At 63.9% G+C, this 21372-nt stretch carries 18 protein-coding genes; 4 read left to right on the forward strand and 14 right to left on the reverse strand.

Annotated elements, in window-relative coordinates:
• Positions 1 to 7: 7 nt before the first annotated feature.
• Genes GYK42_RS18515 through GYK42_RS18525 form a run of 3 tightly spaced genes read left to right on the forward strand, consistent with a single transcriptional unit; the run spans position 8 to position 5620 of the window.
• Entirely contained in the window at positions 8 to 1960 is a 1953-nt protein-coding gene (locus GYK42_RS18515; RefSeq protein ID WP_166448696.1) for an XrtA/PEP-CTERM system amidotransferase, read from the forward strand.
• Between the two features lie 4 nt (positions 1961 to 1964).
• Complete coding sequence (locus GYK42_RS18520) at positions 1965 to 3188, forward strand: TIGR04063 family PEP-CTERM/XrtA system glycosyltransferase (protein ID WP_166448697.1); 1224 nt, start codon at positions 1965 to 1967, stop codon at positions 3186 to 3188.
• Positions 3185 to 5620: a glycosyltransferase gene (locus tag GYK42_RS18525; RefSeq protein WP_166448698.1), complete on the forward strand. Its 2436-nt coding sequence runs from the start codon at positions 3185 to 3187 to the stop codon at positions 5618 to 5620. Before GYK42_RS18520 ends, GYK42_RS18525 begins: the two co-directional genes overlap by 4 nt.
• A 142-nt stretch (positions 5621 to 5762) precedes the next feature.
• Here GYK42_RS18525 and GYK42_RS18530 read toward each other — a convergent pair whose 3' ends face one another.
• The 7 genes from GYK42_RS18530 to GYK42_RS18560 form a co-directional block, all read right to left on the reverse strand.
• The gene (locus GYK42_RS18530; RefSeq protein WP_166448699.1) at positions 5763 to 6188 is read right to left on the reverse strand and encodes an SUKH-3 domain-containing protein; all 426 of its coding nucleotides are present in this window, start codon (positions 6186 to 6188) and stop codon (positions 5763 to 5765) included.
• A gap of 721 nt (positions 6189 to 6909) precedes the next feature.
• A complete protein-coding gene (locus GYK42_RS18535; protein WP_166448700.1) occupies positions 6910 to 7953 on the reverse strand; it encodes a S41 family peptidase in 1044 nt (347 codons plus the stop codon).
• Positions 7954 to 8164: 211 nt separating this feature from the next.
• Entirely contained in the window at positions 8165 to 8659 is a 495-nt protein-coding gene (locus tag GYK42_RS18540) for a demethoxyubiquinone hydroxylase family protein (protein WP_166448701.1), read from the reverse strand.
• Positions 8660 to 9389: 730 nt separating this feature from the next.
• Positions 9390 to 9551: a hypothetical protein gene (locus GYK42_RS18545; RefSeq protein WP_166448702.1), complete on the reverse strand. Its 162-nt coding sequence runs from the start codon at positions 9549 to 9551 to the stop codon at positions 9390 to 9392.
• Positions 9552 to 9637: 86 nt separating this feature from the next.
• A complete protein-coding gene (locus GYK42_RS18550; protein ID WP_166448703.1) occupies positions 9638 to 10048 on the reverse strand; it encodes a hypothetical protein in 411 nt (136 codons plus the stop codon).
• Between the two features lie 369 nt (positions 10049 to 10417).
• A complete protein-coding gene (locus GYK42_RS18555; protein WP_166448704.1) occupies positions 10418 to 10885 on the reverse strand; it encodes a MepB family protein in 468 nt (155 codons plus the stop codon).
• Positions 10882 to 11115 carry a hypothetical protein gene (locus GYK42_RS18560; RefSeq protein ID WP_099408574.1) on the reverse strand — a complete coding sequence of 78 codons (234 nt, stop codon included), beginning with the start codon at positions 11113 to 11115 and terminating at the stop codon, positions 10882 to 10884. The genes GYK42_RS18555 and GYK42_RS18560 overlap by 4 nt, the downstream gene beginning before the upstream one ends.
• Positions 11116 to 11212: 97 nt before the next feature.
• Between GYK42_RS18560 and GYK42_RS18565 the strand changes: the two genes are divergently transcribed.
• Positions 11213 to 11575 carry a TfoX/Sxy family protein gene (locus GYK42_RS18565; protein ID WP_166448705.1) on the forward strand — a complete coding sequence of 121 codons (363 nt, stop codon included), beginning with the start codon at positions 11213 to 11215 and terminating at the stop codon, positions 11573 to 11575.
• Here GYK42_RS18565 and GYK42_RS18570 read toward each other — a convergent pair.
• The 7 genes from GYK42_RS18570 to GYK42_RS18600 form a co-directional block, all read right to left on the reverse strand.
• On the reverse strand, positions 11564 to 12568 hold the full coding sequence (locus GYK42_RS18570; protein ID WP_166448706.1) for a 2-hydroxyacid dehydrogenase: 1005 nt from the start codon (positions 12566 to 12568) through the stop codon (positions 11564 to 11566). The two genes, GYK42_RS18565 and GYK42_RS18570, sit on opposite strands and share 12 nt — an antisense overlap.
• A gap of 86 nt (positions 12569 to 12654) precedes the next feature.
• Positions 12655 to 13848 (reverse strand): hypothetical protein, encoded by a 1194-nt coding sequence (locus tag GYK42_RS18575; protein WP_166448707.1) that lies wholly within the window; start codon positions 13846 to 13848, stop codon positions 12655 to 12657.
• Between the two features lie 44 nt (positions 13849 to 13892).
• A complete protein-coding gene (locus GYK42_RS18580; RefSeq protein ID WP_166448708.1) occupies positions 13893 to 15083 on the reverse strand; it encodes a hypothetical protein in 1191 nt (396 codons plus the stop codon).
• A 2-nt stretch (positions 15084 to 15085) separates the two neighbouring features.
• Positions 15086 to 16648 carry an MBOAT family O-acyltransferase gene (locus GYK42_RS18585; RefSeq protein WP_166448709.1) on the reverse strand — a complete coding sequence of 521 codons (1563 nt, stop codon included), beginning with the start codon at positions 16646 to 16648 and terminating at the stop codon, positions 15086 to 15088.
• Positions 16638 to 17711, reverse strand: coding sequence for a glycosyltransferase family 4 protein (locus GYK42_RS18590; protein ID WP_240943660.1), 1074 nt, complete (start codon positions 17709 to 17711; stop codon positions 16638 to 16640). The genes GYK42_RS18585 and GYK42_RS18590 overlap by 11 nt, the downstream gene beginning before the upstream one ends.
• 2 nt (positions 17712 to 17713) lie before the next feature.
• Complete coding sequence (locus tag GYK42_RS18595; protein ID WP_166448710.1) at positions 17714 to 19195, reverse strand: oligosaccharide flippase family protein; 1482 nt, start codon at positions 19193 to 19195, stop codon at positions 17714 to 17716.
• 15 nt (positions 19196 to 19210) lie between these two features.
• Positions 19211 to 21295 carry a glycosyltransferase gene (locus tag GYK42_RS18600; RefSeq protein ID WP_240943661.1) on the reverse strand — a complete coding sequence of 695 codons (2085 nt, stop codon included), beginning with the start codon at positions 21293 to 21295 and terminating at the stop codon, positions 19211 to 19213.
• Positions 21296 to 21372 lie beyond the last annotated feature (77 nt).

Here is a 21372-nt window from a genome sequence, read left to right on the forward strand (position 1 = left end):
GCCTTCCATGTGCGGCATCAGCGGCATCTTTGATTTGCAAGGCCAGCGTGACATCGACGTGCTGTTGCTGGCGCGCATGAACCACAGCCTGCGCCACCGTGGGCCGGACGAAGGGGGATTGCACCGCGAACCGGGCCTCGGCCTGGCGCACCGGCGCCTGTCCGTGATCGACCTGGCGAGCGGCCAGCAGCCGCTGTTCAACGCCGACCGCAGCGTCGCCATCGTCTTCAATGGCGAAATCTATAACTATCGCGCCCTGATGGCGGAATTGCGCCAGTTCGGCCACCCCTTCCGCACCAGCAGCGACACGGAAGTCATCGTCCACGCCTGGGAACAATGGGGAGAGCAATGCGTGCAGCGCCTGCGCGGCATGTTCGCCTTCGCCCTGTGGGACCGCCGGCGCCATGTGCTGTTCCTGGCGCGCGACCGCTTGGGCGTCAAACCGCTGTACTACGGCGCGGCGCAGGACGGCACCCTGCTGTTCGGCTCCGAACTCAAAGCCCTGCTCGCGCATCCGGCCATGCCGCGTGAGCTCGACCCGCTGGCCGTGGAAGAGTATTTCGCCTACGGCTACGTACCCGAGCCGCGCAGCATCTTCCAGCACGCGCGCAAGCTGCCGCCCGGGCATACCCTCTCCATCCGCGCGGGCCAGCGGCTGCCCGCGCCGCAATCCTATTGGGATATTCCGTTCACGCCGAACCCGCCCGCCAGCGAGGCCCAGGCGGCCGACGAACTGCTGGCGCGCCTGCGCGAGGCCGTGCGCATCCGCATGGTGGCCGAAGTGCCGCTGGGGGCATTCCTGTCCGGCGGCGTCGATTCGAGCGCCGTCGTGGCGCTGATGGCCGGGGCCAGCGCCACGCCCGTCAACACGTGCTCCATCTCGTTCGGCGACCCCGCATACAACGAGGCGCGCTACGCCGAGCTCGTGGCGCGCCGCTACGGCACGTCGCACCACGCGCGCCGGGTGGAGCAGGACGACTTCGAGCTGATCGACCTGCTGGCCAATCTGTACGACGAACCGTTCGCCGACAGTTCCGCCATGCCCACCTACAGGGTGTGCCAGCTGGCGCGCCAGCGGGTCACGGTGGCCCTGTCGGGCGACGGCGGCGATGAAAGCCTGGCCGGCTACCGGCGCTACCGCCTGCACACACGCGAGGAAAAAGTGCGCAAGGCGATGGACCCGCTGCTGCCGGCCGGCTTGCGCCAGTCGCTGTTCGGCACCCTGGGGCGGCTGTATCCGAAGGCCGACTGGGCGCCGCGCTTTTTGCGCGCCAAGACCACCTTCGAAGGCCTGGCGCGCGACACGACGGACGCGTATTTTCACGGCGTCAGCCTGCTGGGCGACGCCATGCGCGCGCGCCTGTTCAGCCCCGAGCTGCGACGCAGCCTGCACGGCTACCGCGCCGTCGAAGTGCTGCGCCGCCACGCGCTGGCCAGTCCCGCGCAGGATCCGCTGTCGCAGGTGCAGTACCTGGACCTGAAAACCTATCTGCCCGGCGACATCCTCACGAAAGTCGATCGGGCCAGCATGGCGCATGCGCTGGAAGTGCGTTCGCCCCTGCTCGACCATGAACTGGTGGCGTGGATGTCTGGCCTGCCGCCGCAATTCAAGCTGCGGCACGGCGAAGGCAAGTACCTGCTGAAAAAAGCCCTGCGCCCGCTGCTGCCCGATACCCTGCTGTACCGCCAGAAGATGGGCTTTTCCATCCCGCTGGCCGACTGGCTGCGCGGCCCGCTGCGCCAGCGCCTGCAGCAGCGGCTGCTCGGTCCCACCCTGGCGCAGTGCGGCCTGTTCGACATGGACTACGTGCGCGTGTTGCTCGAGCAGCACGCGAGCGGCCGGCGCGACTACAGCGCGCCGCTATGGTCGCTGCTGATGTTCGAAGCCTTTTTGCGCCAGGTGCTGCCCGTCGACGGCCGCAAGGCGCCGGTGCTGGCGCCGGCCATGGCGGTGGAGTGAATCGATGCGCATCCTGCACATCCTCGACCACTCGCTGCCGCTACACAGCGGCTACACCTTCCGCACCCTGGCCATCCTGCGGCAGCAGCGCGCGCTGGGCTGGCACACGACGCAATTGACCAGCGCCAAGCAGGGACAGGCAGATGGCGCGCAGCAGCTGGTCGACGGCTGGCATTTCTACCGCACGGCGCCCGCCAGCCACTGGTGGGCGCGCCTGCCCGTGCTGCGGCAGGTAGCCGTGATCATAGGCCTGGCCGTGCGCCTGCGCCAGCTGGCACGGCAAGCCAGGCCCGACATCCTGCATGCGCATTCGCCCGCCCTGAACGCCATCGCGGCTCTCAATGTGGGCCGCGCGCTGGGCATCCCCGTCGTGTACGAAGTACGCGCCTTCTGGGAGGACGCGGCGGCCGACCATGGCAGCAGCCGGCCCGGCGGCTTGCGCTACCGTCTCACGCGCGCGCTGGAAACCTATGCGCTGCGCCGCGCCGACGCCGTCACCACGATCTGCGACGGCTTGCGGCGCGAACTATGCGCGCGCGGCGTGCCCGCGCATAAAATCACGGTGATCCCGAACGCCGTCGATACCGGCGCCTTCAACATCACCGCGCCCGACGACCTCTGGCTGGCGCACAAACTGGGCCTGCATGGCCACCTGGTCATCGGCTTCATCGGCTCTTTCTATGCCTACGAAGGTCTGGCCCTGCTGCTGTGCGCCATGCCGCGCATGCTGGCGGCGCAGCCCGCGTTGCGCCTGCTGCTGGCCGGCGGCGGACCGCAGGAAGCGGCGCTGCGGGCGCTGGCGGCGCAGCTGGGTATAGACCATGCCGTGGTCTTCGCGGGCAGAGTGCCGCATGCGCAAGTGGCAAGCTATTATCAGCTGGTCGACATTTGCGTGTATCCGCGCCTGCCCATGCGCCTGACCGAGCTGGTGACGCCATTGAAACCGCTCGAGGCGATGGCGCAGGGCCGCCTGGTGGTGGCGTCCGACGTGGGCGGCCACCGCGAACTGATCGAGCATGGCGCGACGGGCATGCTGTTTCGCGCCGGTGACGCCGGGGCGCTGGCGCAGACAATATTGAACCTGCTGCTGGCACCGGCCAGTTGGCCGCTGCTCCGGCGCCAGGCGCGTGCGTTCGTCGAGACAGAGCGCAGCTGGAGCGCCAGCGTTAGTCACTATGCACCCGTGTATGCGCGCGTGGCGGCGGGTGTGGTCGGAGTCGTGCCATGATCTTCACGGGCCTGCGCATCGCGCTGGTGGGCCCGCTGCCGCCGCCGGCCGGCGGCATGGCGAATCAAACGGCGCAACTGGCGCGCAAGCTACGCGAGGACGGCGCGCAAGTGCAGCTGCTGGCCGTCAACGGCCCCATGCTGCCGCCGTGGCTGGCGCGCATCCGCTACCTGCGCGCCGCGCTGCGCCTGCCCGCGCACCTGTGGCGCCTGTGGCGCGCCGCCAATACGGTCGACCTGTTCCACATCATGGCCAATTCCGGCTGGTCCTGGCATCTGCAGGCCGCCCCCGCGCTGTGGATCGCCAGCCTGAAAGGTAAACCTGCCCTGCTCAATTACCGGGGCGGCGAAGCGGCCGCCTTTTTCGCCCGTTCGCCGCGCCTGGTGGCGTTCAGCCTGCGCCGCGCCAGCGCCATCGTCGTGCCGTCGGCCTACCTGGCCGGCGTCTTCGAGCAATATGGTCATACTGCCCACATCGTGCCGAACGTGCTGGACTTGCAGCGCTTTGCGCCGGCCGCGCCGCGTGCGCCTGGCGACGCCGGCCCGTGCATCCTCGTGGCGCGCCATCTGGAACAGCTGTACGACAATGCCAGCGCCGTGCGCGCCTTCGCCATCGTGCGCGAGGCGTTTCCCGCGGCGCGCCTGGTGCTGGCCGGGGGCGGGCCGCAGCGCGCGACGCTGGCGCGTCTGGCCAGATCGCTGGGCGTGAAAGATGCCGTGCGCTTCGCCGGCCCCGTCGACAACGCGGCCATGCCGGCGCTGTACCATGCCAGCGACATCGTCCTCAACCCCAGCCTGGCCGACAACATGCCCAATTCCGTGCTCGAAGCGCTGGCTTGCGGCATCCCCGTCGTCAGCACCAATGTGGGCGGCATCCCCGCGCTGCTGCAGGACGGCGTGACGGCCTTGCTGGTGCCGCCCGGCGATCCGGCCGCCATGGCGCAGGCCATGCTGGCGCTGCTGCGCGACCCGCCGCGCGCGCACGCGCTGGCAGAGGCGGGCCTGGCGCACGCCGCCGCCTTCGGCTGGCCCGGTATCGCCCCCAGGCTGGCCGCCCATTACCGCCGCATCCGCGCCGCGCCGCGCCCCGGTGTCTACACGCGCTGCGTCGCCCGCTGGCTGTTTCCCCTGCATGAATGGCTCAAGGGCCACCACAGCGCGCGCCTGCTGCGCCGGCTGGAGCGCTCGCAGTGGTGGAGCGCGGAGCAGCTGCAAGAGTGGCAGCTGGCGCGCCTGCGCGCGCTGCTGCGCCACGCGGGCGCGCACGTGCCCTACTACCGCGCCCTGTTCGCCCGCAGCGGTTTCAACCCTGAACAGGTGCGGCAACTGACCGATCTATCGCGCCTGCCGCTGCTGCGCAAGCTTGACATCGCCAGTGCGCGCGACAGCTTCAAGTCCGCTCGCGCCGTGGGCTTGCGCCCGTTCGCCACGGGCGGCTCCAGCGGCGAGCCGCTGCAGTTTTTCCTGGGACGGCGCAGGGTCAGCCACGACATCGCCGCCAAGTGGCGTGCCACGCGCTGGTGGGGCGTCGATATCGGCGACCGCGAAGCCGTGCTGTGGGGTTCGCCCATCGAGCTGCATGCGCAGGATCGCCTGCGCCGCCTGCGCGACACGCTGCTGCGCACCACCCTGCTGCCCGCGTTCGCCATGTCTCCCGCGCGCCTGGACGGCTACGTGCGGCAATTGCGCCGCTGGCGCCCGCGCATGCTGTTCGGCTACCCGTCGGCCCTGTGCCGCATCGCCAGCCATGCCGCGGCGCGCGACCTGCCGCTCGACGGCCTGGGCGTGAAAGTGGCGTTCGTCACGGCCGAACGCCTGTACGACGAGCAGCGCGCGCAGATCGCCGCCGCCTTCGGCTGCCCCGTCGCCAACGGCTACGGCGGGCGCGACGCGGGCTTCATCGCCCACGAATGCCCGGACGGCGGCATGCACATCACGGCCGAAGACATCATCGTGGAAATTGTTGATGGCCAAGGCCAGCCGCTGCCCCCAGGGGCCACCGGCGACATCGTCGTGACCCACCTGGCCACGCAGGACTACCCCTTCATCCGCTACGCCACCGGCGACGTGGGCGCGCTGGGCACGCAGCCCTGCGCCTGCGGCCGCGGCCTGCCCCTGCTGCAGAAGATCGAAGGGCGCAGCACGGATTTCCTCACGGCCGCCGACGGTACCGTCATGCACGGCCTGGCCCTCGTCTACATCGTGCGCGAACTGCCGCAGGTGCGCAGTTTCAAGATCATCCAAGAAACCCTGCTGCGCACGCGCGTGCTGCTCGTCTGCCTGCCGCGCCTGGACGACGCCACGCGCAGCGCCATCGTCAGCGGCTTCCGGGCCAGGCTGGGCGCGCGAGTGGATGTCAATATTGAGGAGGTCGACGAGATCGCGGCGGAGGCGTCGGGCAAGTACCGTTATGTGGTGAGCAAGGTCGAGTAGCAAGCGGCAAGGCGGCCTGCGGCCGGCTAGGCGCGTGCATGCAAGGTAGCCGATATGCATTCCCGCCGGCCTAAGTTCCGGCATTAATTGTCCAAAATCGCTAACCCGCCAGGAAAGGCCAGCGGCAGCAGGCCGCTGCCGCCTAATACCCCGCCAGGGGTTTCCCCAAGCTTACACCGAGAAGCAATTTTTCCATGGCGACGGAAAAATCCGGACCAAGGTGGTACAGCTGGTCGTCGGGATCCGTAAAGGCATAAAAGCCATGGACACCGACAAAAACGATGATGTGGTCGTGATGGGCATTCGCCACCGCTTCCACGTCCCCAGTCTGATTCCGCCAACGGCGCAGTACAGCATTCGCCTCGGGCTTGAGGCCGTTAAAAAAACTGATATCGCCTTTCGCCATCTCGATACCGGCACCAGTGCTCCCCACGTTCAAACCACCGAAGTCGCTCAAAATCGCAAGCGCCACCTGCCTGGGCGACTTTTGCGGACCACAATAACGATCATGAGGAACCCATCCCGCCTGTTCAAAAATTGGGCGTATCTTTTCTGATAAAGCGAACATCCTGTCATTATTCCTTACTAATTTACAATTCGACGAGGGGCGACTAATGGCCAGGTGCAGCGTCCGCTTGCGCCCCAAAGCGGACAATGCCGTTACAGCTCGACGTCTGCCGGCGTAGGCCCGGACGAGACCTCTACTGTTAAAGGTCTAGCTCATCTGAATTGATCGAAAATAGAAAGGGCGTGTTTGCATTCCCGGGGCGCCAACCAGAATCAAGGGCACTCCTAACTATAGAAGCGACGTGTACTGGGCGTATAGCTACGTAACTACCTGGCGATTCTATCACAGGGAAATCGACCCAAAAATCCCGTGTCAACCAACCTGTCGCTTTTAACACCTGGCCCCGCCCGGCGGCAATTTGAACGGTCAGATTTAGGCGGAACAGTCCCTCACTGCGAGTGCGTGAGTTCGAAATGATGTAGCGGAAATGCTCGCCATCAACTACCAATGGGCGACTATGTTTTTTTGGAAGCGTCATGCGCAGGGCCTCTAGAAAATCCTCCCGCATCGGGAAAACATTTTTGCGAATGGATGTCGGCTCTTGGCCGGTTGCAGTCATAGGGAGAACGGCTGCTTCTGGCCGATTTTACGCGGTCGTACGGCCGGTGCCATTGGTACTTGGCGCCAAGAATCCACCACTTGTCTCAGGCCGCCACCATAGCAACGCTTCGGATGCATAAACCGCTGCTTACTACAGCTACACGTAGTACGGCAGCCGCTCCTATGGCGTCAACTCGCTCGACTTTGCCCGCAAGCGCGCAGCGTACACCGGATCGGTGCTCGCCGCTGCTAATTTTTCAAGCGCCAATTTGTGTGCCGTCACGAGTGTTTGGCTACTTGGCACGCTGATATCGGGCGTGACGCCAACGCCTTCCCAGTTAGTCTTCGTAATGGGATTGATGGCGCGCCCATTGGGGATGAATGCGGCGAAGTATGGACTCAGTTCTCGCATTCGCCCCGGATTGGCACCTCCGCCAGTCACCTCACCCACCAGCGTCGCACGCTTCAGTTGCTGGAGATTGTAGCTGAACTCCTCTCCGGCAGAGAAGGTACGCGGACCGATCAGCACGTAGACCGCATTTTGTTGACCGTAGTGCTTTCCAGGAACGCTAATATCTGTCCAGAACTCAGCAATGCGGTCGCCATCGCGCCAATACAGATCATTAAGATGGGTGCGCTGGTCGAACAGGTAGCTACTCAGAAAGGCGACGCCAGCCGGGTCCCCACCGCCATTGTTGCGTACATCGACGATGAGAGCGTCGCAGTCTGCCAGCTGCATCATTGCTGCGGTGATCGCCGGCGCAGCCTCACTAATGCGGTCAAAGCCGTGTACGTCGAGATAGCCTACGTTACCTGCGAGAATCTCAATCTTCGCGATGCCATAGCCACGAGCAACCATCTGCTTGAGCATTTCTTCCCGCTGTTCCGGCGCCGGCGAACTTGTGATAGAACGCGGTGTTTCACTGGCCTTCACACTCAGGTGCTTATCGTGACCAGCCTCACGGAGGTCGGCGGTAAGCAAGTTGGCAAATACTTCCGCATCAGTGATGCTGTCGTAGCCGCCGCGCTTTTGCTTGGCACGCAAAGTCGTACCGATTCTTGCCGCCACTTCTGGAAACACGTAATAGTCATTCAACTGCTTGAGCAGCACGTCGATGACACTCTGGCGTACAGTGGCATCGATGGAGAGAGCTTCTGCATGAGCGGCCACCTGTAAAGAACAAATAGCGAGCAAAGAAGCCGCTGCAGCGTGGAACCGTGCCATCGATTTTTCCTCGAATATATTAGTACATCGCTTGAATTGAAAACTATGCTCCATTGAGGACAGTTTGATCTGACGGCTACCGCCACACCGGCGCTATCACTTACGCAAACTTGAACGGCCGCTATTGGCCGATCCCTGCCGATTGTACTCGACAGTACGCTGCTGATAACGACTAGGACAGTTGCGCCGCACAACAAAGCGCCGCTTAGGGCTATGCACGCATGCCGATCCAAATGACTACCTCGGTGGCGCTTTGGACGACGGGTGACAAGACCCGCGACCATAACGAGTCATCGGTCACATGGGCAGCCGAGTCATCATGATGTTGCTGCTCGTCAAGGACGATCGATTCAATAGTCCTCGCCGCTTCGTCGTCCTTTTCACGCAGCGCATCTATCTGCCGCCGGAGATGACCGAGCACAACGCGCTCGACCGCGACAGTTGTCGCAGCGATGGCTCGGCGGCCAAAGGCGCCCGTGACGAGTCCGAGAGCAAAGCCGCCTATCCCGCATAGCCAATAGCTCTTGCATTGAGGCCGTCCACGGCGCTGTAGTTCGGCCCAGAATACGGAGCGGTGTCGTTCCTCATCAGCCTTGTAGCCGGCAAGCTCAGCGACTAAACCCGGCGCCGTGAGCCGGGCCAGGAAAATCTGTCCTGCATAGATGTGAACCGCGCCGTTCTCGCCGGCGTGGTCGACTTTCAGCATGCGGGCAGCTAGTTCGTCTAGGTCCCATGCACTGCTCGCGTTGGATAGCATCGTGAGCTTTCTATCAATACGGAACGGCGATAAATTGAATGACCGCTTCTGGCCGGCTGCCGCCGCTTCCGAGCAGGTACGCTGATCGGAATTCTCTCAGACCTTTTGAAGTAGTAAATCGTAACCTACAAACTCACATTTCCAGTCCCCATAGACAGCTGTCAGGCCACACTGAGGGCACCGGCATCCTAAGTACAACCACCGAACGTCTTCGGAATTCGCGTATAGCGAAACGCCAACCGTAATTTCCAAATTATCGTTCTCGCATGGACAGCCGCATTCTTCGAGTTTCGCATCATCAAGATAATCGCCACTGTCTGCAATTGCGTGCTGAATGCCACATTTTGAGCAACGACGAACAGCGGCGCCTTCGTTGTCGTCCAACGATAGTTGAAACTCACGATTGCCACAACTGCATATAGCATCTGCAAAATATTGAGCAGAGTATCCGTTGCGCTTGCTATAGCGCAGAACTTCTCCGCGAATGTCTTCCTGACTATGTCCGTACCAGTATTTCCCCCGTTGGTTAAGCACTCTATCCACCTCCTTAGATATTTTTTCGCAACTGGACAACATTTTGCATATGAGTCATAGCTGCTACGTGACTGTCCGCATTTGGCCGAACTCTGCAGTAGCGCCTAATGATAACATGTTGCCAATCTGGAAAATACGTAGCATTTCATATGCCTTGCGGGGCGGCGGCAAGAACATCTACATCATGGTCGTCAGCAACGGCGACCTCCAGTGACTGTCGGTTAAGAGAAATGGTGTCCGGATTCAAATGCCATTGGGTGTCCAGTTTGGTGTAAGAATCGGTGCCCGGCTTGATGAGAATATTCATCGGTACGCCGATGACGGTGGCTATGGCCTAATTCCATCGGGGGTAAGGGGGTATTACACTCTCAGTTTATTTGTGCAATAAAGCCATTATTTACGGTCCTTTTTTTGGTTTTGCATTCTCTTGTGATCCAGGAAGGTTATCCACAATGCAAATATTGTTGCGTAAAATAAGATTGCCCGTCCGACATTTCTTTTGTGAAATGGAACTCCGGTAAAAAAGCCGCCAACGCGATCAAGAAAATCCATTATCCTGAAGAAAAATGGTTCCTTATTCCCGTTAGGACCTAGCACAAGAAATCCTGAAGAAAGGTCCAGCAGGTAATAAACGAAGGCAAATGCGATAAAACTGCCAACAAATGTTATTAAAATGGAAATGCATTGATTCAATTTCATCGTCGATTTTTTGCGCAGCACCTCGGCCTTCATGCCGTGGAGGCGAAGCGGAAACCCGCTGCGGTGGCTTGCCTGTCGCTCCGTTGTTGCCACCAGTAAATACACAAATCAGTCTGCACACTGGGTAAGTCTGCTATGCTGGCCGAACCCGGCCGTTCGGACCAGCATAGCAGGTTGTCGGATGGAAAATCTAGCACGCCCTACGACAGACCAGTTTCGACCAAAACCACCATCGCGCTTCTGAATAGCATTAGTTCGTTCCTGACTCTTGATAAACTGGACTAGCGCTCCTCGGCTCAAAAATTTCCCTGCCATGATTTTCCTCTAGAGTCATGGCCGCGCCATTGCGCCGGGCCGGGAAAGAACGAATATCTCGCAGATCGGCCATAGCGTCAGCGAACTTTTCCATCAAAAAACTTCCTTCCCGCATTTTAATCCGCTTCAATATGTGCACCTGCCCTTTGAACGGCAACCTCAGCCGGTGTCCAGCAGCCGTGTCAGCCGAGACTGATCGCCAGCAGGCACAAAGCACGCAGTTTGCCAGCGCTGCGTGCGCTGCGCCTGTGCGGACTCGGGGGCGCACCACGGCGGGTACACGCGCAGCGCGCGCTTGCCGCCGGTGCTGGCGCGCGACATCAGTCCCCGTTCGAGCATCACGCTGCGCGGGAAGATGAAAAAACCGTGCCTCGCGCCATCGTCGTCGACGGCGATGACGACGACATCGACGGGGTCCGCTTCATCCAGCGGGGCGATGTCGGCGTCGGGATGGGGGCGCTTCCAGACTGTGACGAACTGGCCGGTTTTCGTCGGCGTGGTTTTGGCCACGCGCAAGACCAGGCGCTTGCCGCGCAGTTTGGTGCGGCAAGCGCCGTATTCCGCGCTCTCCGCTTCCGGCACGGGCGCTTGCGGCAAGCCCAGGAAGGCCCAGGGACTGCCCTTCATTGCGCGCTGAACTCGGCTGCTGCCTTGGCCGCCCACAGCGCTTCGGCGTGGCTGGCGAACGGGCTGTCGTAGCCGTCGACGTTGCCGTCCTCGTCGACAAAATACAGCCACCACCCGTCAGCCTGCTCACGGATGGCCGTATGGCCCGGTGCGCAATGGGTTTCTACGGCCTGGTCAGCCGTCAGGGTGGCGATGGTGATGCCACGATGAATAATATGGTGGGGTGTCATGGGGAGTACGTCATATAAAAAAATCAATGGCCGTAGTGTAGCCGCACCACCCTGTCCTGACCAGTGCGCTACACTATTCCTTCATACGGAGGAAAACATGGCATCACAGCAAGGCACGGTGGATTTTTTGCTCGACCAGATGGCGGGCGCGGGCGGTATCAGCGCGAAAAAAATGTTTGGCGAGTACGGCCTGTATTGCGACGGCAAGATGTTCGCCATCGTCGCCGACGACCAGCTCTTCATCAAGCCGACGGACGCGGGCCGCGCCTGGATCAGTACCATGGGCACGCTGCAGGAAGCGCCGCCCTACCCGCAAGCCAAGCCGTATTTCCTCATCGATGGCGGGCTGTGGGATGAGCGCGACTGGTTGTCCCAGCTGGCGCGGCGCACGGCCGATGCCTTGCCGCAGCCGAAACCCAAGCCGCCGCCCAAGCCCAAAAAACCGGCATCAAGCAGCTAATACGCTGTTCTCGCACGCCTTGCCCTGGCGGAAGCATGCCAGGTTGTGGTAGGTGATGGCGGCGATTTCGCGCAGCGCCTCGATGGTGAAGAAGCCCTGGTGCCCTGTCACCAGCACGTTCGGGAAGGTCATCAGGCGCTGGAAGACGTCGTCGTCAATGATGTCGGACGAGCGGTCCTGGAAGAACAGATTGCTTTCCTGTTCATACACGTCGATGGCCAGGGAGCCCAGCTGGCGCGATTTGAGGGCCTCGATGACGGCGCCCGTGTCGATCAGGCCGCCGCGCGAGGTATTCACCAGCATGGCGCCCTTCTTCATCAGCGGCAAGGTTGCTTCGCTGATCAGGTGGCGCGTGCTCTCCATCAAGGGGCAATGCAGCGAGACGATGTCGGACTCGGCCAGCAACCGCGGCAATTCCACCATCGTGCCCAGCTCTCCAAACGCGGACGCCGGATATGGGTCGTGGCCCAGCACCGTGCAGCCGAAGCCCGTGAAAATGCGCGCCGTGGCCAGGCCGATCTTGCCCGTGCCGACGATGCCCACGGTCTTGCCGTGCAAAGTGGCACCCAACAAGCCATCGAGCGAGAAATTGCCTTCGCGCACGCGGGCGTAGGCGCGGTGCGTATGGCGGTTCAGCGTCTGCACCAGGGCCAAGGTGTATTCTGCCACGGCTTCCGGCGAGTAGGCAGGCACGCGGGCAACAAACAGGCCCAGGCGCCGGGCCGCTTCCAGGTCGAGATTGTTGTAGCCGGCGCAGCGCAGCAGGATGGCGCGCACGCCGTAGCCGTGCAAGGCTTCCAGCACTGGCGCGTCGAGCACGTCGTTGACGAAGACGCAGACGGCGTCAGCGCCCTGCGCCAGGATCGCGGTTTCTTGGCTCAGCAAGGCGCTGTGGTAGACCAGTTCGATGCCGTCCGCGTCGGGCTGGGACGGCAATGCTTCATCGAAGAAGCGGCGGTCGTAGGGCTGGCTGGCAAAGAAGGCGATTTTCATGGCGTGTCCTGGAACTTGCTGGATGGCAAAACATCATCATAGCGCAAGCGCCCTGCCACGCGGCGTACGCCTGGCTCCTTGGCCGCCTATTTGGGTTCGCGGGGCAAGGTCAGCACGTGGCGCAGGTAGGCGGTTTCCTCGGGGTGCTGCGCATGATAGCGCTCGCGCGCAGCGCGCGTGGCCGCCTGATGGGCCGCGATGCCGCTTTCCGTCAACTCGACGCCGAAGTCCGCCGGCGGCGGCAACTCGCCGCCAAACAGGCGCGCCAGGATGAAGCGGCCCACATTGTCGCGGTAGTGCGATGCTTCCCAGTAATAGCGCATCTCGCGCGCGCCCGTCACCTGCGGGATAGCCTCGCTGGTGATGCTGTTGAAGCCGGAAAAATCAACCAGGCGCACGTCGCAGCCCTGGCGCCGGTAGCGTCCGGCCATCTGTGCCAGGTCGCGCTGCCATGCTTCCATGGCCTCCCACTTGCCGCGCCAATACAACGCGTCGAGCGTAAGCGCGTGCGTGGGATTGATGTACAGGCGCAAGCGCGTGCCGCCATGGCACAGCTTGCCGACGCTGACATCGAAGGCTTGCAGCGCGGGTGCCGTGGGCCCCAGGCCGTCGCCGAATTCCTGCAGACGCGGCGTGAAAGCGCGCGCCGTGCCGGTCCAGGTACGGTTGCGGCTGGTGAGGCAGGATTCGTCGCGCTGGCCCAGCAAGGCCAGGCTGGACAGGCACACGCCGTCATAGGTGCCGCTGAGGATGCGCCAAGTGTCCTGGGTCATGTCCACAGTCAGGCCGCGCTTGATGTTGAGCAAGGCACGCCGCGCGAAAAACGCGGGGCCGCCGTCCGTCAAGCCCGGCTCCACGCCGGCCGAGCCCAGTTCCAGGGAAAAAGAAGGCGCGTCGATGCCCCATACCATGGTGTCGACCTGGCTGACCCTGGCCGCATGCTCGGCCAGGCGGATGGCCTCGCCGATGGAGGCGCCCGAGACGGCGCTGTTGAACACGCTCTTGCCATCGAACAAAGTACGCATGCTGCTCGCCGGCAAGCCCATTTCCGTGCGCGAATTGCCGATGTAGACTATGGCTGGCCGGTAGCGCGCCACGGCATACGTCTTGCTCCACACGCTGAGTTTTTCGGTCGTCGGCCGCAATCGCTGCAGCAGCGGACTGTCCCACTGGTGCAGCAAGTAGGGATCGACGTGGTAATTGACGGCGGAAACGAGGGCCAGCGCGGCCAGCGCGCAGGCAAAGAAGATGGCGAGATAGCGGCGGGCGTTGGTATCCATGGTCGGCTTTGAGAGTAGAGAAATGGCGTATGCGGGGCATTGCATCAACGCCGGATCAGCGGTCCGTCCAACACATGCTGCGTATACGCCGCTTCGCGCGCGTGTTCGACGCGATAGCGCTCGCGCGCGGCGCGTGTGGCCGCCTGGTGCGCGTCGACGTTGGCTGGCGTCAGTTCCACGCCGAAATCGGCGGGCGCCGGCGTGCCGCCGCCGAACAGGCGCGCCAGTATCAAGCGGCCCACATTGTCCCGGTAATGCGACACTTCCCAGTAATAATGCATGTCGGGCTTGCCGCTGACGAGCGGGGTCGCTTCGGTCGTGATGCTGTTAAAGCCGGAAAAATCATACAGGCGCACGTCGCAGCCGTGCTGGCGGTGGCGCTCGACGATCCGCACCAGGCCGCGCTGCCAGGCCTGCATGGCATCCCACTTGCCTCGCCAGTACAGCGCGTACAAGGTCAATGCGTGCGTGGGGTTGATGTACATGCGCAGGCGCACGCCGCTACTACACAGCTTGGCCATGCTGGCATCAAACGCCGGTGTCGATGGCGGCGTCGGCCCCTGGCCATCGCCAAATTCCTGCAGCCGCACGGGAATGGCTTCCGCTGTTCCCAGCCAATGCCTTATCCCCTTGATGGTGCAGGTCTCGTCGCGCTGCCCATACAAGGCCAGGTTCGAGCGGCAGACATCGCCGGCATTGCCGGTGAGGATGCGCACGCTGTCCTCCGTCATGTCCAGGGTCAGGCCGCGCTTCAGGTTGACGAGGGCGCGCTGGGCGAAAAAGCCGTGCCGGGCGCCCGTCAGGCTGTCCTCCACGCGCGCCGCTCCCATGTCCAGGGAAAACGTGGGCGCGTCGATGCCCCACACCATGGTCTCGACGCGGCTGACCCTGGCCGCATGCTCGGCTAGACGGATGGCGTCGCCGATCGAGGCGCCGGACACCGCGCTGTTGAAGATGCTCTTGCCGTCGAACAGGGCACGCACGCCCGTCGGCAAGCCCAGCTCCGTGCGCGAATTGCCGATGTAGATGATGGCCGGCCGGTAGCGCGCCACGGCATAGGTCTTGGCCCAGGCGCCGAGCTTTTCGTTCAGCTGGCGCGGGCGCTGCACCAAGGGACTGTCCCACTGGTGCAGCAGGTAGGGGTCGACCTGGTAGTTCAGGAGCGAGACGGCGCCGAGCACCAGGAAGACGCAGGCGAAGAAACCGATGACGTAGCGGCGGGCGGCGGTGTCCATGCTCAGAACTGGAAGTAGAGAAATTCGGTGACGCGGTTCATGCCGAAGATGCAGGCGACGAACAGCGCGGCCAAGCCCACGCTCCAGCGGGACGTGGGCCGCCAGCTGAACGCCCAGCGCCGCGCAGGCTGAAAGATTCTTTCAATGGCAGGCTCATAGAGAAAGAATATTTCTTGCGTGTTCGGCGCCTTGAAAGCCAGCAGCATCGCCGCCAGCAATACGGGCAAGCCGGGACCGGCCAGTTCGATCCAGCGGATGCCGTCGAACGCGGGCTGCCAGCCCCATTGCGCCAGGCTGGACGCGTGGCTGGCCAGGCCGCGCGGCAGGCTCACGCCATTCGCGCCCACCAGCGCGCCCGCGATGTCCCAGGCCGTGGCCACGTCGGGCGCGCGGAAGAAGATCCAGGCCAGCATGACGGCAAAAAAGGTCAGGACGCCGGGCCACCAGCGCGCCCGGACCGCGCCGAACGCGCGCTGCCACGCCTGCTGCAGCACCAGGTACAGGCCGTGCAAGCCGCCCCAGATGACGAAGGTCCAGCCGGCGCCATGCCACAGGCCGCCCAGCAGCATGGTCAGCATCAGGTTGCGGTAGCGCATGACTTCGCCGCGCCGGCTGCCACCCAGGGGAATGTATAAATAGTCGCGCAGGAAACGCGACAAGGTCATGTGCCAGCGGCGCCAGAAGTCGGCGATATTGGCCGCCTTGTACGGCGAATTGAAGTTCAGCGGCAATTTCACGCCGAACAGGCGCGACAGGCCGATGGCCATATCCGAATAGCCGGAAAAGTCGAAATACAGCTGGAAGGTGTAGGCCAGCACGCCGATCCACGCTTCGATCAGGGTTGGTTCGGCGCCGGCCGCGAAGACGGGGATGGCCAGCGGCGACAGGTTGTCGGCGATCAGCACCTTCTTTGCCAGGCCAATCGTGAAAATCGACAGGCCGACGGCGAAATTGGCGGCGCGCGGATGGGCATTGGCCGGGTCGGCGAACTGCGGCATCATATCGCGGTGATGCAGCACGGGTCCGGCGATCAGATGGGGGAAATAGCTGACGAACAACACGTAATGGATGAAGCGGTATTCGCGCACCTCGCCCCGGTAGCAATCGACGAGAAAGGCGATCTGCGTGAAGGTAAAGAACGAGATGCCGATCGGCAGGATGATGTCGAGACCATGCCACGGCAGGCTGGCAGCGTCGGCACCTGTGGCCACGGCGACGGCATTGATGCTGTCGATGAAGAAATTCGCATATTTGTAGTACGCGAGCAGCCCCAGGTTCAGTGCCAGCGCCGCCACCAGTACGCGCTTGCGGGCCGCGCCCGCGCGCGCGCCGATCAGCCGCCCCGCGCCGTAATTGACACAGATCGATGCCAGCAGCAGCGGCAGATAGCGCACGTCCCACCAGGCATAGAAGAACAGCGAGGCCAGCGCCAGCCAAGTTGCGGGCGCCAGACGGCGCCAGCTGGCGGATGCGTTGGCGGCAGGCGCCCAGCGGTCCAGCAAAAAATAGCCGGCCAGCACGATGGGCAAATAGCCGAACAGAAAGGAGAAGGAGTTAAACAGCATGTTGCCTCCTGGCAGGCAGCGACTGCGCCTGGTAGTAACAATCGACGATCTGCGCCGCCACCCGTTCCCACGTAAAGCGTTCCACCAGCGCCTGCACGCGCGCGCACTCTGGCGGCTGCGCCAGCAGTTCGAGGATGGCCTGGCGCTGCGCGGCGCCGTCGTCCCAGCGCACCTTGCGCAGCGCAAACGCGGAATCGGGCAAGTCCAGCGCGCTTTGCGCCGTCATGACGACGGGCGTGCCCGCCGCCAGCGCTTCGAGCACGCTCAAGGGAAACACCTCGCCCTGGCTGGGCAAGGCCGCCACGGCCGCCGCATGGTAGGCGCTGGCCAGCAGCGGGTCGGCGTGGTCGAGCGCACCGAGCCAGCTGACGTGCGGCAAGTCCAGCAAATGCTGCAGATACGCCTGCTGTTCGCGCGGCGCGGCGCCGATCAGCACCAGGGGCAAGCCGGCCCCGGCCAGCGCCTGGGCCAGGCCCAGCTGGTTTTTATATGGCGAAATGCTGCCCACCATCAGCACGAATGGCCCGGCGATGCCCGTCTCGCGCAGGAACAGGTCGCCATTGGCCGTGAAGAAATGCGGGTTAATCCCGTTCGGCAAGACGTGGATGGCGTCGCCCCCCAAGCCAAAGCCTTGCACGATAGCGTCGCGCTCGGCCTGGCCCAAGGCGATCACCACATCGGCCAGCTGCAAGGCGCGCCGCGTTTGCGCATAGCTCGTTTGCACCATCCATTCCGTCAAACGCCCGGCCAGCCGGTCGGCCAGCCGCGCGCGCCAGGCGCTGGCACGGCCCCAGCCAGGCGACAGCAAGGGCGACAGCACCACGGGCACGCCTTGCTCACTGGCCATTTCCATGATGCGGTAAGTGCCATTGCTCGCCGAAAACACGTGCAACACGTCGAAATCGGCCAGCCGCTCATGGTTGGCGTCCACCAGCTGCACCTCCAGGGGCCGCGCCGGCTGCTTGGGCAACCGGTTCAGCGCGGCAATGGTTTCGCGTACCTGAATCTGCAAGCCGCCGTCGCGCTGGAACAGCATCGGGTAGGACAAGATACCGACACGCATGGTCATCCTTTCGTGCATTTGACGGCCAGCCATCGGCCGGCCAGCTTGCGTTGCAATAACAGAAATTCGCCAGCGAGCTCATGCTTCAACAGGAACAGACCGGCCAGCCAGCACAGCAAGGTGACCAGCGCCGTGCCTGCCAGCGCCAGCAACGCCGGCGTATCGGCAGGCAGCCACAGCAGCGAAGCGACGGGCGCGACGGCGCTACAGCCGCAGAGCAGCAGGCTCTTGCGCAAGGCCCGCGCCAGGATGCGCCAATCGAGTGCGCTCAAGCGCCGCAGGCAGCCGTAATTGAGCCAGCTGCGCAGCACGTTGCTCAGCACCACGGCCCAGGCCACCGCTACCAGGCCGAACGGTGCCGCCGACAGCAGCAGCGCCACTTTGATGGCGCCAGCCCAGGCATCGAGCCGCACCTGCGCATGCAGCTGGCCCGTCGCCACGAACAGGTAGCGGGCCATGCTGAACATGCTATACACGGCCGAGGACAGGCACATGATGCGGATCAAGGGCACACATCCGATCCATTGCGTGCCGTACAACACCTTGACCAAGGGCAAAGCCATGCAGGCGAGAAAGAGAAAAAACGGCCACGCCAGCGCCGTCATGTAGCTGATCGTGCGCAAATACACGCGCTCCGCTCCGCCCTGCCCGCCTTGGCCGCCCCCTTCCCGCGCGCGCGCCGCGAACAGGGGAAACACGACGGGAGAAATCGCGCTGGTGATGGCCTGGTTAAAGATATTGAGCACGCTTTGCGCCTTGCCGAACAGGGCCAGGCTTTCAATGCCGATCAGCTTGCCGATGATGAGGTCCGGCGCCGCCACGCCCGCCTCGTCGACGAGGCCGCCCCCCGTCGCATACACGCCAAAGCGGGCGATATCGCCCATGCCGCGCCGTCCCGGCAGCCACGGCAGTTCGCGGGGCCGCACCAGCAGGCTCACCAGCAGCGAAGCGCAGGACCCCGCCAGCGCCGCCCACACCATGCTCATATAACTATATCCCTGCAGCGCCAGCAGCACGGCCACCAGCAGGTTGACGACGCTGTTGGCCGCATTGATGCCGTAAATGGCGCGAAAGCGCAGTTGCCGGCGCAGCATCGGCAAGGTCAAGGCGCTGAACGGAATCAACAGGAAATTGACCGACAGCAGACGCAGCACGAGGGTCAGCCGTGGTTCGTCATAGAAATGCGCGAGCGGCGCGCTGGCCAGCAGCACCAGGGCCGCCAGCAGCCAGGCGACGAGCAGGCTGGTGGCCAGCGCGGCCCGCAGTTTCACGGCATCGAGCTGCTTTTCCTGGATCAGGTATTGCCCCACGCCAAAGTCTCGCACCACTTGCGCCAAGGCCACCAGCACGGCCCCCAGCGAATACACACCGACCTCGGCCGGAGTCAGCAGGCGCGACAGCACCATGGTGGCGATAATGCCCAGCAGCAGCACCGTGTATTTTTCGGCAAACGAAAAGAAAAACGAATGGCGGGTGGCGCTCATGCGGGCCGCCCGCGCCTACACCAGGCCGGCGTAAAATGCGCGCAGCTGGCGTTCCAGCCGCGGCATCGAATAGCGCTGCACGGTTTCCTCGCGCGCCAGCCGCCCCATGCGGGCGCGCCGGGGCGCGTCCATCAGCAGCTGCGCCACGGCAGCACAGGCGGCGTGCTCGTCTTCAAGCGGCAGCAATAGTCCGCCGGCGCTATCGTGCAGGATATCGTGCGTGCCCGGCACGTCCGTCCCCACGGCCGGCACGCCGCAGGCCATGGCCTCGATGGTGGCGATGCCGAAGCCTTCGTTCTTACTCAGCAGTACATGCAGGTCGAAGGCCGGCATCAGCAGCTCGACGCGCTGCTGAAAACCGGCAAACACGACTCTGTCCTGCAAGCCCGATTGCTGCACCTGCAGTCGCAGCATGGCTTCCAGCGGCCCGGTGCCGACCAGCACTAAATATACGTTGGGAAATTGCGCGGCCAGCCTGGCGAACAGGGCCAGTAGCGCTTGCGGACGCTTTTGCGCGGACAATCGCGCCACGCAGCCGAGCACAAGCGCGTCCGGCGGCAGCCCCAGCTGCTTGCGCGCCAGTATTTTCCGTTCGGGCGAGACGGTGAACGTGTCCGTATCGACGCCGTTGGGAATGACGGCCAGCCGCGTTTCCGGGCTCAGCATGTCGCGGTACAGGTCGAGGAAATGCCGCATGGCCGACGGCGATACGGCATATACGCCTTTGACGGTGCGGAATGCTTCCTGCAGCCGGGGCCGCTGCCAGGCGCTGAAGGCTTCCAAAGGAAACGCATTGTGCACGCTGATCACGGCCGGCAGCCGGCATTGCCGCGCCAGCCACAGAATGGAAGCGCCGTAACTGGTCCAGCAGAATGCCACGTGCACCAGGTCCGGCCGCAGCCGCCGCAGCCGCCACGCGCCCGTGACCCTGGCGCGCAGCCAATTCCAGCGGCGCCAGGCCCAGTGTTCGAGAAACAGGGGCGGTTCATACACGCGCACCTGCAGATGCTGCGCACGCAAGCCTTGCACCCAGGCAGTAAAACCGGGAAAGCGCCGCAGCGCCAGCACGCTGTCATAGCCGTTCGCGGCCAGCATGCTCGCCTCTTGCGCCATGCGCAGCTCCATGCCGCCCAGCTCGCCCGAATAACTGCTGATGACGATGCGCGGCAGGCGTTTGCGCCTTCCCCGCCACGCTTCATGGAAGAAACCGCGCAGCCAGGCCCGCTCCCACTGGCGCAGGAACAGGTCGGCGTGGTCGCGCCGCAGCCAGGCCCGCACGGCGCCGAGCGTATCGCGCACGTATCTGCCCAGCATCCAGCGGGGCACGCCCAGCAATTCCACGCTGGGCGCAAAGGTCGCCAGCCGGCACTGGCCCCGGCCGAACAGCATGGCGCGGCGCAGTATCCAGGCGCGCTGCACTTGCGGGGCGCGGATGATGTGCGCCACCCGCGCCAGCGGACAGAACCAGGACGGATTGCCGGCCGCATGCATCTCTAGGTTGAGACGGGTTTCGCTGCCCATGGCGTAATTCGCACCCTGCGGGCCGATGCTTTCGTCATAACGGGCGCCCGCCTCGAAGATGCGGCGGCGTATCGCCATGTTGGCGCCCCACACGAGGCCCGGATAGATGGGGGCGTCGCGCAAATCGGGGCTGGTGATGCCCCAGGTCAAACCGACCGGGGTCAGGCGCAGCAGCCAGTCCGCCGGCTGCTCGCGCCAGGCGGGCACGATGGCGCCGCCGAACAGGGCGTAGCCGGGGTGGGCGCGCGCGCAGTCCTGCAAGCGGCACAGCCAGTCGTGCGCGGGCATGGCGTCATCGTCGCCAAAGACGAACAGCTCGCCGCCATCGCCGCTTGAACGCAAGGCGTGTTCGACGGCGCCGTTCAGGGCGGGACTGCGGCCGCGCCGCGCTACGTAGATGGAAGTCAAGGGCAAGCGGCCGCGGAAGGCTGCGATCACCTGGGCCGTGGCGTCCGTGCTGCCATTGTCGGCGATGACGAGGCGCCAGCCGCCCACGGGCGGTCGCAAGCCCATGTAGGCGTGCAATACCTGGGGCAAGGTGCCGGCGCCATTGTAGGTCGCCATGAGAACGGTCAACAAGGACATGCCTCCTTGGTCTTACCATGACAAAACTATATGCTGAACTGTTGACCCAGTGTACTGAGCCTGTCCGTCAA

Source organism: Janthinobacterium lividum, assembly GCF_011601275.1.
GTDB lineage: Bacteria > Pseudomonadota > Gammaproteobacteria > Burkholderiales > Burkholderiaceae_D > Janthinobacterium > Janthinobacterium lividum_E.